Source organism: Pseudomonas sp. MWU16-30317, from assembly GCF_020515695.1.
GTDB lineage: Bacteria > Pseudomonadota > Gammaproteobacteria > Pseudomonadales > Pseudomonadaceae > Aquipseudomonas.
In genome coordinates this window covers 223,842-236,691 of sequence record NZ_JAIWJA010000005.1, presented here as the reverse complement: position 1 = coordinate 236,691, position 12,850 = coordinate 223,842, and the positions used below count along the sequence as shown (strand labels likewise).

10 protein-coding genes are annotated in these 12,850 nt (G+C 62.7%); 4 read left to right on the top strand and 6 right to left on the bottom strand.

Annotation, left to right across the window (positions count from 1 at the left end):
• Nucleotides 1-14 precede the first annotated feature (14 nt).
• The 3 genes from LIX93_RS16330 (at nt 15) to nhaA (ending at nt 3,843) form a co-directional block, all read left to right on the top strand.
• Nucleotides 15-686, top strand: coding sequence for a hypothetical protein (locus LIX93_RS16330; protein WP_226505089.1), 672 nt, complete (start codon nt 15-17; stop codon nt 684-686).
• Between the two features lie 100 nt (nt 687-786).
• Nucleotides 787-2,403 carry an NAD(P)/FAD-dependent oxidoreductase gene (locus LIX93_RS16325; protein WP_226505088.1) on the top strand — a complete coding sequence of 539 codons (1,617 nt, stop codon included), beginning with the start codon at nt 787-789 and terminating at the stop codon, nt 2,401-2,403.
• Between the two features lie 258 nt (nt 2,404-2,661).
• Nucleotides 2,662-3,843, top strand: a complete 1,182-nt coding sequence (gene nhaA / locus LIX93_RS16320) for a Na+/H+ antiporter NhaA (RefSeq protein WP_226505087.1) — start codon at nt 2,662-2,664, stop codon at nt 3,841-3,843.
• 72 nt (nt 3,844-3,915) lie between these two features.
• Here the strand turns inward: nhaA and LIX93_RS16315 are convergent, their stop codons facing one another.
• The 6 genes from LIX93_RS16315 to dinG form a co-directional block, all read right to left on the bottom strand.
• A complete protein-coding gene (locus tag LIX93_RS16315) occupies nt 3,916-4,380 on the bottom strand; it encodes a glycine zipper 2TM domain-containing protein (RefSeq protein WP_226505086.1) in 465 nt (154 codons plus the stop codon).
• 192 nt (nt 4,381-4,572) lie between these two features.
• On the bottom strand, nt 4,573-5,220 hold the full coding sequence (gene pdxH, locus LIX93_RS16310) for a pyridoxamine 5'-phosphate oxidase (protein ID WP_226505085.1): 648 nt from the start codon (nt 5,218-5,220) through the stop codon (nt 4,573-4,575).
• A gap of 17 nt (nt 5,221-5,237) precedes the next feature.
• On the bottom strand, nt 5,238-6,224 hold the full coding sequence (locus LIX93_RS16305) for an OmpA family protein (protein WP_226505084.1): 987 nt from the start codon (nt 6,222-6,224) through the stop codon (nt 5,238-5,240).
• 110 nt (nt 6,225-6,334) lie between these two features.
• Nucleotides 6,335-7,480 (bottom strand): serine hydrolase domain-containing protein, encoded by a 1,146-nt coding sequence (locus LIX93_RS16300; protein WP_226505328.1) that lies wholly within the window; start codon nt 7,478-7,480, stop codon nt 6,335-6,337.
• A gap of 104 nt (nt 7,481-7,584) precedes the next feature.
• The gene (locus LIX93_RS16295; RefSeq protein ID WP_226505083.1) at nt 7,585-10,020 is read right to left on the bottom strand and encodes a beta-galactosidase; all 2,436 of its coding nucleotides are present in this window, start codon (nt 10,018-10,020) and stop codon (nt 7,585-7,587) included.
• Between the two features lie 109 nt (nt 10,021-10,129).
• Nucleotides 10,130-12,274 carry an ATP-dependent DNA helicase DinG gene (gene dinG, locus LIX93_RS16290; RefSeq protein WP_226505082.1) on the bottom strand — a complete coding sequence of 715 codons (2,145 nt, stop codon included), beginning with the start codon at nt 12,272-12,274 and terminating at the stop codon, nt 10,130-10,132.
• A 95-nt stretch (nt 12,275-12,369) separates the two neighbouring features.
• Between dinG and LIX93_RS16285 the strand changes: the two genes are divergently transcribed.
• Nucleotides 12,370-12,834, top strand: coding sequence for a DUF2269 family protein (locus LIX93_RS16285; protein WP_226505081.1), 465 nt, complete (start codon nt 12,370-12,372; stop codon nt 12,832-12,834).
• Nucleotides 12,835-12,850: the final 16 nt, after the last annotated feature.

Sequence of the window (12,850 nt, the reverse complement as noted above, 5' to 3'; positions counted from 1 at the left end):
AAGGAGCCCCGTCAATGCATCACCTGCGCACCGCTGCACTCCTCACCCTCCTGCCGTTGCTTTCCGCCTGCCAGATGCTCGGACTGGGCGCCAACGAACCGCACCCCAATGCCGGGCTCACGCGCATGCAAGGCGCACTGATTGGCGAAGGCGGTCATCTGCTGTTTCAACCTTGTGGCGAACATCGCCGCTTTGCGGTGAGCGATGTCGGCAACACCGGCGTGCTGCAGGAAGCCGGCAACCTGGCGAGCAAACCTGGCACCTTGTTCGTCGACCTGCGCGGCAGCTTCGATGCCAGCAAGACCGGGGGCATGGATGGCACGCTCAAACTATCGCAGTTGTACCGCGTCGAACGTTCCGATACGGCCTGCAGCGATCCCAATTTCAAGTTGCAAACCGTGCATGCCAGCGGCCACAACCCTGAATGGGAACTGAAAGTCAGCGCCAGCGGGATGGTCCTCAACCGTGCCGGCGAAGCCCCCTTGGCCCTGCCCTATCTGGAAGAACAACTGCCCGACGGCCGCCTCAACCTGTCGAGTGCCGCCAACGACCAGCGCATCGATGTCTGGTTGGCGCCGCAGCGCTGCGTCGACGGCGCCAGCGTGCAGTTTCTGACTGCCGAAATCCGCGTCAACGGCCAGGCTCAGCGCGGCTGCGGCTATTTCGGTGGTGGGCGCAACGACTGAACGTCTGATTTAGCCTGACGCAGGCAGGCCCTGCCAGCTTATAATCGCCGGCTAGAAAAAGCTGCGGGGCCGTCCCTGCGGCTCGGATATTGGACCTGTCATGTTACGAATCACCGAACTCAAGCTGCCCCTCGACCACACCGACGAGGCCTTGCGCCCTGCCATCGTGCAGCGCCTGGGCATCAGCGACGCTGACCTGCTGAACTTCACCCTGTTCAAGCGCAGCTACGATGCCCGCAAGAAAAACAGCGAGTTGCAGTTCATCTACACGATCGACCTCGAAGTCGCCGACGAAGCGCCACTGTTACAAAAGTTCGCCGACGATCACAACGTCAATCCGGCGCCGGACGTCACCTACAAAGTAGTCGGCCATGCGCCGGCCGACCTGGGCGAGCGTCCTGTGGTGGTCGGCTTCGGCCCATGCGGCATCTTCGCCGCCTTGCTGCTGGCGCAGATGGGCTTCAAGCCGATCGTGCTGGAGCGCGGCCGCGAAGTCCGACAGCGCACCAAGGATACCTGGGGCCTGTGGCGTAAAAGCGTGCTCAACCCCGAGTCCAACGTGCAGTTCGGAGAAGGCGGTGCCGGAACCTTCTCCGACGGCAAGCTCTACAGCCAGATCAAGGATCCGCTGCACCACGGCCGCAAGGTGCTGCATGAGTTTGTGCGAGCCGGTGCGCCGGACGAGATCCTCTACGTGTCGAAACCGCACATCGGCACCTTCCGCCTGACCGGCATGGTCGAAACCATGCGCAAGGAAATCGAAGCCTTGGGTGGCGAGGTGCGGTTCGAACAGAAAGTCACCGATGTACTGATCGACAACGGGCAACTGCAAGGCATCGAACTGGCCAGCGGCGAGCAGTTGCTGTCCCGGCACGTGGTGCTGGCCTTGGGTCACAGCGCCCGCGACACCTTCCGCATGCTGCACGCCCGCGACGTGTTCATGGAGGCCAAGCCGTTTTCGGTGGGTTTCCGTATCGAGCATCCGCAGACCGTCATCGACCAGGCACGGCTGGGCAAGTACGCCGGCCACCCGAAACTCGGCGCGGCCGATTACAAACTGGTGTATCACGCCAAGAATGGCCGCTCTGTGTACAGCTTCTGCATGTGCCCAGGCGGCACCGTGGTCGCGGCGACCTCCGAGCCCGAGCGCGTGGTCACCAATGGCATGAGCCAGTATTCGCGTAACGAACGCAATGCCAACTCCGGCATCGTCGTCGGCATCACCCCCGAGCAGGACTACCCGGGTGGCCCGCTGGCCGGTATCGAGTTGCAGGAACAGCTGGAATCCAAAGCCTACCTGCTGGGTGGCAGCAACTATCACGCGCCCGCGCAACTGGTGGGGGACTTCGTCGCCGCCAAGGCATCGACCGAGTTGGGCAGCGTCGAGCCCTCGTACAAGCCCGGCGTATCGCTGGGCGATCTGGCCCTGGCGTTGCCGGCCTTTGCCATCGAGGCTATCCGCGAGGCGCTGCCGGCGTTCAACCGGCAGATCAAGGGCTATGCGATGCACGACGCGATTCTCACCGGTATCGAAACCCGGACCTCGTCGCCGCTGCGCATTACTCGCGGCGCCGACCTGCAAAGCCTCAATGTTCGCGGCCTGTTCCCGGCGGGTGAAGGCGCAGGCTACGCTGGAGGTATTCTGTCGGCGGGTGTCGACGGAATCCGCATCGCCGAGGCGGTGGCGCGGGATATCCTTGGTATCCCAACACCGTAACGCCTGTAGCGAATCGGCGAGCCCGCGATCAGAGTGCCAGCCACAGCCCTGTAGCCGACACTCTTTTCGGGGGCGAGCCCCTCGCTACATCGATGCTTCAGAAACGGGTTGTAACACTTATCAGACACGTCCTATTAGCCCAAAACCGCAAAACTCCCGGCCCTGCTACTTATAACAAAAAAGAATATAAATTTTATTTTAACAACTGACGACACGGGTTAGGGTGGCGGTCCTTCAACATTCTTCAACGAGGCTGCCATGCGTATTCGCGGCGCTCTGACCCGATTCATCCAAATGGAAGCGTCCAGCGGCCTGCTGCTGATCGCGGGTGCCGTATTGGCATTGATCATCAACAACTCGCCTTTGTCATCCCTCTATCAGGGCTTCCTTGATACCCAAGTGGTAGCGCAGATCGGCGCATTGAAGATCGACAAGCCTCTGCTGCTGTGGATCAACGACGGGCTCATGGCGTTGTTCTTTCTGCTGATCGGGCTGGAGGTCAAACGCGAAGTGCTGGCAGGCCAATTGTCCAACCCGGCACAGATCGTTCTGCCCGGCGCGGCAGCCATTGGCGGCATGCTGGTGCCCGCGCTGATCTATTGGTGGCTCAACCACCACGACTCCGCAGCGCTGGCCGGCTGGGCCATTCCAACCGCCACGGACATCGCCTTCGCGCTGGGCGTACTGGCGCTGCTGGGCAACCGTGTGCCGACCAGCCTCAAGCTATTCCTGATGACCCTGGCGATCATCGATGACCTGGGCGCGATCATTATCATCGCCCTGTTCTACACCAGCGAACTGTCAAGCATGGCCCTGCTGCTCGCCGCCGCTTGCCTGGCGGTGCTGATCGGCATGAATCGCCTGGGTGTCGTGCGCTTGGCGCCCTACCTGATCGTTGGTGTGATCTTGTGGGTCTGCGTGCTCAAGAGCGGCGTACACGCTACCTTGGCTGGCGTGGCGCTGGCCTTTTGCATTCCCCTGCGTACGGGCAACAAGCCCGCGCCGTTGGCCACCCTGGAACATGCCCTGCATCCCTGGGTGGCGTATGCGATCCTGCCGCTGTTCGCGTTCGCCAATGCCGGGCTGTCTCTCAAAGGCGTGACGCTGGAGAGTTTCACCCATCACGTGCCCATGGGTATCGCCGCGGGCCTGCTACTGGGCAAGGCCACTGGCGTGTTCGGGCTCACGTGGCTGGCGATAAAAATCGGCATTGCAAAGCTGCCGTCCGGCGCCAACTGGGGTCAGGTTTTCGGCGTCGCCGTACTGTGCGGCATTGGCTTCACCATGAGCCTGTTCGTCGGCTCGCTGGCATTTGTGCCAGGGGTCAGCGAGTATGCCGGCGAAGACCGCATGGGTATCCTGACCGGGTCGGTGATCGCCGCGCTGCTGGGTTACGCGATCACGGCAGCGGCCAGCAGGAAAAAATCCAACCTGGCGTGAACTTACCTAACCAGCAGGCATAAAAAAGCGGACCCTTGCATGCAAGGGCCCGCTTTTTATTGCAGCGCTGGATCAGTGAGCGACGCGGCTGGTGCCGTCGACGGTCATGATGCGAACACGCTCACCGACACGGAAAATCTCGTTTTCCTGCACGGCCTGGACGTAGGCGCGCATGCTGCCATCGTCTTCGCGAACGGTGATTTCCACGCCTTGGGTTTTGGTCAGGCCTTCTTCGGCGGCCGAACCCGCCAAACCACCAGCGACGGCGCCAATGACAGCGGTGATGATGCTGCCGCGGCCGCCGCCAATCGCGCTGCCAGCGACGCCGCCGACTACCGCACCAGCGCCAGCGCCGATTGGGGTCTTGCTGCCTTCGATCTTGACCGGCCGCAGCGAATCAATGGTGCCCATGCGCACGGTCTGCACACGGCGCGCTTCATCGCGGGAGTAGGAGTCGCCACTCAGATCGGACATGCAACCGCTCAACAACAGTGACATGGTAGAGAAAAAGGCAACCATCACAACAGATTTACGCATGAGAAATACTCCAGATTGGCAGATGGCTATTAGACGCCGCAGTCTGCTCGGTGTCACGAAACAAGCTGTTTAAATTTGCTTCCATTCAGCTCAGGTACAGAGATGTCAGGCGGTGCTGGCATCGCTGCAGCGGCCTTGTTCAGTCGACAGCACAAGCGCCCGAAAGGTCAGGCGCATTGTACAGGAGGAGGATCAGGGTGCCAGACGCTCGCGCGTCCAGGCGGCCCCTTCGAGGCGGTAGTTGAGGCGATCGTGCAGGCGGCTCGGGCGGCCCTGCCAGAACTCGATGCGCTCGGGCAGCAGTCGATAACCACCCCAATGGGGAGGACAAGTGGGCGCATCATCGGCAAAGCGCTGCTGGGTCTGCGCCAACAGCGCCTCCAGTTCGGCTCTGTCACTGATAACCTGGCTTTGCGGAGAGGCCCAGGCCCCGAGCCGGCTGCCCAGCGGACGCACCTGATAGTAGGCATCGGACTCTTCAGCACTGACCCTGACCACTCGCCCTTCGATACGCACCTGGCGCTCGAGCATCGGCCAGAAGAACGTCATCGCACCCAGTCCGGTGTCCGCCAGTTGCTGGCCCTTGGCGCTGCCATAGTTGCTGAAAAAGGTGAAACCCTGATCATCCAGGCCCTTGAGCAACAGCACCCGGCAATGCGGACGCCCTTGCGCGTCCACGGTAGCCAAGGTCATGGCATTGGCCTCGACCGGGGGTTGTTCGGTCTTTACAGCGTCTTCGAACCATCGCCGAAACAGCGCGAAAGGTTCGGCCGGGGCTTGCGCCTCGGCGAGCCCGTCCCGGGTGTAGTCGCGACGCATGTCAGCGATGGCTTGGCTCATGACTGTTTATCCGCCGCTCAGTTATTGCTGGTGGTGTCAGTAGTGGCTTTCTTGGCTACGGTTTTTTTCGCTGGAGTCGCCGCTTTGGCCGGAGCGGTTTTTTTCTTGGTTGCTGCAGGTTTGGCGGCAACGGCATTCTTGCCGGCGGTTTTCTTGGCTGCGGCGGTAGCAGGCTTGGCTGCAGTCGTTGCTGGCAACGGCTTGACGTCCTGCACCGCGACCATCTCGGCTGCCGGTGGCGTCGGTTGATTATAGCGGGCTACCAGCGCGATCATGGTTTCTTGCGGGGTCAGCATGATTTCGACGCGGCGGTTAAGGGCACGGCCCTCGACGCTATCGTTGGCGGCGCGCGGCATGACCGAGCCCATGCCACGCAGGTTGAGGCGGTCACGCTGCAGGCCGCTCAGGCGAAAGATCGACGCCACTGACTGTGCACGCTGCAGGCTCAACGACTGGTTGGCGCTGGCAGCACCACTGGTGTCGGCGTGACCAAGCACCAATGCGGCAGTTTTCGGATCGGTTTCGATGACCTTGGCGACGCGGGTGATCGGTCCCAGGGTCACTGGCAGGAGCATTTCCGGACGTTTGGGGTTGAAGTTGCTGTCAGCAGGCACAGTGATGACCAGCAGGTCTTCACGACGCTCGACCTGAAAGTTGCTGTCCTTGAGAGCTTCGCGCACCTTGGGCTCGTAGTTGTCGAGCCAGGCTTTGGTCGCTTTGGCATCGATCTTGGGAACGGCTGCCACGGCCGGGGCATCGGCTGGTTTGTCGCTGCTTGCGAACGGCCACCACCAGTGGTTTTCGCTCTGGGCCTTGGCATCGGAGGCCGCATCAGCCTTGGCGACGCGATCGTTCACCGCCTGCTCGACACCTTTGTCCGCCGGCTGTTGAAAACCGAACTGCCACCAGTGCGGCCCGGTGTCGGCACCGCTCTGGGACGGGGTTTGCGCGCAACCGGTAATGGCCAGGCAAAGTGCAAAAGCGAGGGATTTATTCGGCAACATGATCAGTCCGCAAGGTGATGTGAAGATAAATCGGGTTAACAAACCCGCATAAACTATTGATTGGATAGTAGAACATTCGGCGCATCATAGCGCACCGTCGGTCGATTCGCTCAAAGACAGCTCGCCAGCACCGCTGACAACCGCTGCACCCTTGGGTCCATGAGGATATAAGGCCCCAAAGTGTTGGTGACAAAACCGAAAGCGACGTCTCGCTCGGGATCGGCGAAACCGATGGAGCCACCGGCGCCCGGGTGGCCGAACGCCTTCGGCCCGAGGCCAAACGTGGCGTTGGCCACGTACGGTTGATCGAGCATGCACCCCAGGCCGAAGCGCGTGGCCGTCAGTAGGGTCAGGTCCTGGCCGATGCTGTGCTCGCGGGTCAGCTCTTCGAGCAGCTCCGGCTCGAGCAGCCGCCCGTCCAGCAGGCCGCTATAAAAGCCGGCCAGGCTGCGGGCGTTACCGTGCCCGTTCGCCGCTGGCTGCTGCATGCGCCGCCATTCGGGTTTGTTGGTGCTGGTCAGGATCGAAGGCGGATTGGTGAAGGCTTTGGTGCTCAGGGCTTCGGGCTCGCGCATGGTGACCTGCAAAAGGCGCCGGGAGGCGTCGTCGCCACTGTTGCCCTTGCCACGGGCAATATGGGCGACGCGGTGGAACTCCTGGTCATCCAGCCCGACGTGGAAATCCAGCCCCAACGGCCGTGCCACTCGCGCGCCGATAGACTCGCCCGGGCCGCGACCGTCGGCCAGTCGAATCAGTTCGCCCACCAGCCAGCCATAGGTGATCGCCGCGTAGCCATGGGCGGTACCGGGCGTCCACCAGGGTGCTTCGGCGGCCAGGGCATCGACCATTACCTGCCAGTCGTAGAGCGCTTCGGCCGGCAACTGCTGGCGTAACGCAGGCAGGCCGGCACGGTGACTGAGCAAGTGCCGCAAGGTGACCCGCTCCTTGCCCGCGGCAGCGAACGCCGGCCAGTAATGGGCGACCGGCACGTCGAGGCTGAGCTTTCCCTCGCCCACCAGTTGCAGGGCGGTAACCGCCGTGAAGGTCTTGGTGCAGGAAAACAGGTTGGCGATGGTATCGGTGTGCCAGGCCTGGCTGGCGTCCTTGTCGGCGGTGCCGGCCCACAGATCGATGACCGACTCGCCGCCGATCTGGATGCACAATGCCGCTCCGCGCTCCTGAGGATCATCGAACAACGCCGCGAAAGCGTCGCGTACCGGTTCGAACTGAAGCTCGTAATGACCCTGAATCTGCACCGAAAGCCCCCGCAACCCATGAACAAAAGTGCGGGCATTGTTCCAGTCTGCGCGGCGTTTGGGAACCCATGGGCGCTGGGTGGCGCCCATGGCCGGTTATCCGGTCAGTGCGAGCCGCCTTTGCCGCCATGACCAGGGCCGCCAGCCGCGCCATGGGCACCGCCCTTGCCATCATGGGCCGGGGCTGCAACAGCCGGGGCCAGCTTGCGCAGCCGGTCAAGGGCGGCGAGATTGCTCTTGCGTACCGACGTCACAAATCCGGTATAGGGCAGATCGGTGATCGCCACCAGGCCGAAGTGGCCATTTTCGCCGTCCAGCAAGCGCCCGGTCAGGGGTTCGTCCAGATACTGGAACCAGTGCACACCGACGATCGACGGTTCCTTCAAGGCGGCATCGAGAAACTTATCGTAGGCCGGGCCACGGTCCTCTTCATGGGCCACCTCCATCACACCCGGCCAGAACAGACCGCGATCACGCGAGCCGAAGTGGAACTCAGTGACCAGCACCGGTTTGTCCAGCGCCGCCAAGGCCTTGAAGTCATAGCCGTCCTGCGGCGTCGGGGTGTAGAAGTTGAAGCTCAGCACATCGCAATACTGGGCGCAGGCCTCGACCGCCTCCGGAGTGCTGACAGCGAAGCGGCCGCCTAGCAGCAGTTGGTTCGGCGCATGCCATTTCAACGCATCGGACACGGTCTTGAAGTAGGTGTCCGCGAAGGTTTCCTGGAAGTGCTGGTAGTCGGCTTCGATCTGTGGATGTTCGGCGTTTGGCAGCGGGCCCTGGAAGCCGGGATCTTCCATCAATTCCCACGCCGATAGCTGGATGCCCCAGGCTTTCGACAGCCCTTCCTGATTGCGGTATTTATCGCGCAGCTGCTTGAGAAAAGCGCGCTTGGCCGGGATATCGGTCGTCAGCTTGAGCGTTCCAAGGGCCAGCGCATAGCGGGTTTCAGGCGTGGCGCCGGGGCCGGCCCAGGCCAGCTCGTTGTCCGCGTAGTAACCGATCAGCCAAGGATCTTCGCGATGATCGCGGGCGGCGATAGCCACGGCGCGCTCGGTGGCCATGGCAAAGCGTGGATCGAAGGGGTCGGGCATGCGCCCCCACCAATCCATGCCAGTGCTGATGCTGGCGTAATCGCCGACGATCGACAGCGGCAGGGTGTAGGGCACGCGCTCGGCGCTTTCGAAGCCAGCGTCGCTCCAATTACCGATGGTGTTGAAACCCCAGCCTTGCAGGCGATCAAGGGTATGGGCCTGCCAGCGCGCGGCATCGAACGCCGCCGGCGCGCCAGGCTTGCCATAGGTGCGCTGCAGGTTGGAAGCATAGAAATCGAACCAGCGCCCATGGTTATAGCCCACGCCCTGGGCCGAGCCGTTGCCACTGCGATCATCCCGTTGGCCGTAAAATGCCGACGCCGGGTCTTCAGGCTTGGGAAGGCTGGAGAACATCCATTCACGGCCTTCTGTGTAAGTCCGCTCGTTGTCGGCCGTCACCGCGTTGACCCCGAGCGAATAGAACGGATGGCCCTCAGGCGTCACCAGGTACCAGCGACCGTCCTGTTTCTGGGTGCGAAAAAAACCAGTGGCCTCGAAGCTCACGCCGCCCGTCACGCCACCAAATCGATCAAGGCCCGATTTCTTACGCTCAGCCAGCCAGCCCTTGAGTTGCTGCTGCTCGCGCCCGGCTTCGGTCTGGAGTTGCTCGTCGCTGCTGATTTTTTCCGGCCAGCGGCTGCGAGTGAACTGCCCGTAGGCATCGACGATCTGGCTGTACGCGGCCTTCTGCAGCGTATCGCCGGACAACAACGCCACACGTTCGACCAAAATGCTTTGCGCGACGTTGGGCTTGTCCAGCGACAGCGTCACCGACGCCACCTGATCACGACTCAGGTCACCGGCACTGCTGGCCAGCAGCACGCGTTGGCCGTCCTGCGTCCAGGGCATCGGCGGGCCGGCACGCATGCCCTGGCTGGATGGCGAACTGGCCAGCAGCGGCACGATCACCGTCTGGGCAGGACCGGCCGGTAGATCGATGCGGCTGGTGAGGGTCTTGCCGTCAGTACTCTGCAGCGTGACATAAAGGGTCAGGGCCCAATCCATTGCACTCTGCACGCGCAGGGTCAGGGCGCTGTTCTGCCGCCAGTCCCACACCCCGGTCGGGGGTGCCAGGCGCAAGCTGGGTTTGTCTGCCGCACTGAAGGTAACGCGCCGCAAGACCTCACCCTCAGCGGTCTGCTCGGCATTGGCCTGAGGCAGATCGGCACCCTGCGTGATGATCTTGACCGTATCGGTCGGTCGCACGAAGTTGAACAGTGCCTGCGCGCCGCCAGCGCCGGCCGGGCCGCTGGAGTCCGCAGCCGAAGTGGCGGATGGCGGGATAGCGGCTGCCGGGGTAACAGGGGTTGGCGCCTCAGTGCTCGGCGTGGCAGCGACTGGCATTTGGCTCGGCGCGCTGGCGGGCACGGCAGGTGCCTCGCTCTCGGCGGCCATCAGTGGAGCCACGAACATCAGCGCAAGTACAGCTGGCAGGGAACGGCGCAACATAGACGGATGTATCTCCTCGATGAGGCCCGGCGGACCTCGGTATTTGTGTATAGACAGCATAGAAGGGCATTGCGCTCAATGCCCGCACTGGACCTGAGCGGTCAACGGCTCAGCTGATTTCGCGGCGGAACGGCGGCAGTGCATTGAGGATCGCCTTGCCATAGCGCTGGGTGACGACACGGCGATCCAGCAAGGTGATGGTGCCGCGGTCCTGCTCGGTGCGCAGCAGCCGACCACAGGCCTGGATCAGGCGCAGCGAGGCATCGGGCACGGCGATTTCCATGAACGGATTACCGCCCCGCGCCTCGATCCATTCGGCCAACGCCGCCTCGACGGGATCGTCCGGTACGGCGAAGGGGATCTTGGCGATCACGACATGCTCGCAATAGGCGCCAGGCAAGTCGACGCCTTCGGCGAAACTGGCAAGGCCGAACAGCACGCTGCTCTCGCCACCGTCGACTCGCGCCTTGTGCTTGTTGAGGGTTTCCTGCTTGGACAGGTTGCCCTGAATGAACACCTGACGCCGCCAGTCGCGATCCAGTCCATCGAAGACGTCCTGCATCTGTTTGCGCGAGGAAAACAGCACCAGGGTGCCGCGCGAGCCTTCGACCAGGTCGGGCAAGTCACGGATGATAGCGGCGGTATGGGCGGCGGCATCCCGGGGATCGGCGCCCAGGTCCGGAACGCGCAGCACGCCAGCATCGGCATGATGAAACGGGCTTGGCACCACGGTGGTCACCGAATCCTTGGGAATGCCGGCGCGCATGCGATAGCGGTCGAACTTGCCCAGTGCAGTCAGGGTCGCCGAGGTGACCAGGCAGCCGTACGCCACGTTCCACAGATTTCGCCGCAGCATTTCGGCCGCCAGGATCGGGCTGGCATTGACCTCGATGTCATAGAGCGCGCCGCTCTCGGACAACGTCAACCAACGCGCCATGGGGGCGCTGTCTTCCGGGTCTTCGGCGGTGAACGCGGTCCATAGCTCCCAACTGCCGGAGGCACGTGCCAGCAAGGTACCGAACAGTGGATACCACTCTTCGGCCTGGTGGCTGGCGATGCCGATATTGACCTCCCCTTCCATGCCCTCCTTGAGCAGATCGCTCAAGCGCGTGAACAGGTCGGTAAGGCGCGAAAAGCCTTTTTTCAGCTCGATGCCCATTTCGCGCATGTGCTCGGGAATCACCCCGCCGACGAAGCGATGACGGGGACGCTCGCGGCCTTCCATGTCTTCGCCCGGCTTGAAGTCCGCGACCTGCTCGCATGCCGCGAACATGAACTGTTGTTGCGCCTTGATCTCCCGCGCCAGCTCCGGTACCTGCTCGATGAGCTTGCCCAGATCACCGGGCAATGGGTGCTGGGCCAGCAGCTTGGTGAGGTTCTTGGCGGTTTGCTCGAGCCAGTCGGCGGTGGAGCGCAGGCGGCTGTAATGGGCGAAGTGACCAATGGCCTTGTCGGGCAGGTGGTGGCCTTCGTCGAATACATAGAGGGTATCGCGCGGATCGGGCAGCACGGCGCCCCCACCCAGAGCGAGGTCGGCCAGCACCATGTCGTGGTTGGTAACGATCACATCGACCTTGCCCATGCCTTCACGGGCCTTGTAGAAGGCGCATTGCTGGAAGTTGGGGCAGTGCCGGGTGGTGCACTGGCTGTGATCGGTGGTCAGCCGCGCCCAGTGATGATCTTCCAGCGCCTGGGGCCAGCTGTCGCGGTCGCCATCCCATTTATTGCCGGCGAGCTTCTCGATCATGCTGGTGAAGAGCTTCTGGCTGACCTCATCGACCTCGATCTTGAAGCCTTCGTCTTCGAACAGCTGGGCCGTGGCGGTTTGCGCGTGGCCCTCCTGCAGCAGCGCGTCGAGTTTGGACAGGCACAGGTAGCGCCCCCGCCCCTTGGCCAGGGCGAAAGTGAAATTCAGCCCGCTGTTGCGCATCAGGTCGGGCAGGTCCTTGTAGACGATCTGCTCTTGCAAGGCGACGGTGGCCGTGGCGATGACCAGGCGCTTGCCGGCCTCCTTGGCAGCCGGAATGGTGGCGAGGCTGTAGGCGACGGTCTTGCCGGTACCGGTACCGGCTTCCACGGCAACGACGGCGGGCGGGCCACTGCGGCGGCCTTCGTCATCGACCTCGATGTCACCCAGGACCTTGGCCACCTCGGCGATCATCAAGCGCTGGCCATAGCGTGGCTTGAGGCTCTTGGCTTCGAGGAAACGCGAATAGGCGCCCTGGATCTGAGATTTGAGTGCTGTGCTGATCATGAGTCTTGGGCGCTGAAGCCTGTATAAATTTTCAGTGTTTCAATCGGGTCGCTATCATACCCCGCTAAACCTCGGAACGCCGAACGGAGATATGCATGGCCCTCTTCAACTTCTTCTACACCTTGCATGTCCTGGCATCGGTGGTGTGGGTCGGCGGGATGTTCTTCGCCTGGATGATCCTGCGGCCCGTAGCGGCTGCAACCTTGGAAGGGCCGACGCGACTGGGATTATGGGCGGGAATTTTCCCACGCTTCTTCGCCTGGGTCTGGCTGTGTTTGCTGACGCTTCCGATCAGCGGCGTGGCCATGCTGCACCTGCGCTACCACGGTTTCGACGGTGCGCCGCGTTATGTGCAGGCGATGATGGGGCTGTATGTGGTCATGGCCGCGCTGTTTTTGCGGGTCCAGGGCTTGCAATTACCGGAGTTGCGACGCGCGGTGGATGCTCAGGACTGGACCAGGGGCGCGGAGGCCATGACGCGCATCCGCAGGTTGGTAGGAATCAACCTGCTGATCGGCCTGGCAGTGATCGCCTTGGCCTCGGCGCGACCATGGTTTTAGCCAGTGGCGCTGAAGC